Origin of the sequence: Rhodopseudomonas sp. B29 (assembly GCF_000333455.1) — a bacterium.
GTDB lineage: Bacteria > Pseudomonadota > Alphaproteobacteria > Rhizobiales > Xanthobacteraceae > Rhodopseudomonas.
In genome coordinates this window covers 1-899 of record NZ_BADD01000494.1, presented here as the reverse complement: position 1 = coordinate 899, position 899 = coordinate 1, and the positions used below count along the sequence as shown (strand labels likewise).

The following is an 899-nucleotide window of genomic DNA, read 5'->3' as shown; positions in this document are numbered from 1 at the left end:
TTTGCGCCGATGCGCCGTGCGGCATCAGCAGCGCGGCCACCAGCGCTGCGGTCGGCAAGCCTGCCGACGATCCAAGACGTCCCGTCATCTGCTATCCCGCTGTTGCCGACAGCCCCCGTTGCAAACAGGCCCCCGCGTGGTTTCCATCAGCTTAACAAGGCGTGGGTTTGACGCCAGCGGCAGGCGAAGTGCCGTGCGGCGCAGCGCCGCGCTAGAGCTTGGCCAGCGTCGTTGCGGTCAAATAGATCCCGAGCGCCACCATCGCGATCAGAAACCAGCGCCGGAACGTCTCGGGATGCATCCGCGTCCGCACAGTCTGGCCGATCATCATGCCCGCGAAGGCGGCCGCCATCGCGATGACGGCCGGCACGGCGGTGGCGACCGACAGCAGGCCGGCGCCGGTGAGGTTGAAGGCGAGGGCCAGCGTCGCGACGGTGAAGAACACGCCGAGCGCCTGCACCAGTTCGTCGCGCTCCATGCCGATCGCCTGCATATAGGGCATCGACGGAATCACCTGGATGCCGGTTGCGGCCGAGATCACCCCGGTGACGAGCCCGACCACAGCGCCGAGCCATTTCTCGTGCGGCTGCGGCACCTTGAAATGGATTCGGCTGAGGCCGAGCGCGCCATAGATCACCAGCAGGATGCCGAGCACGACCGTGCCGTCTTTGGCATATGGCCCGGTCATCAGTCCGGCTCCGGCCCGGATGCCGATCGCGGTGCAGACGATCAGCGGCCACAGCCGCCGGATAATGTCCCGGAGATACGGGCCCGCGAAGGTCTGCCAGATGTTGGTGACGATCGCCGGCACCACCACGATGGCGACGGCCTGGGGCGGCGGCATCACGATGGCGAGCAGCCCGATCGCCACCGTCGGCAGGCCGAGTCCAATCACGCCT

At 67.4% G+C, this 899-nt stretch carries 1 protein-coding gene; it reads right to left on the bottom strand.

Going from position 1 to position 899, the window contains the following annotated elements; all coding sequences use genetic code 11:
- Window positions 1-211 precede the first annotated feature (211 nt).
- Window positions 212-899, bottom strand: a 688-nt coding sequence (locus I5M_RS17480) for a sulfite exporter TauE/SafE family protein (protein WP_022722576.1), incomplete at its 5' end; no start/stop codon positions are given.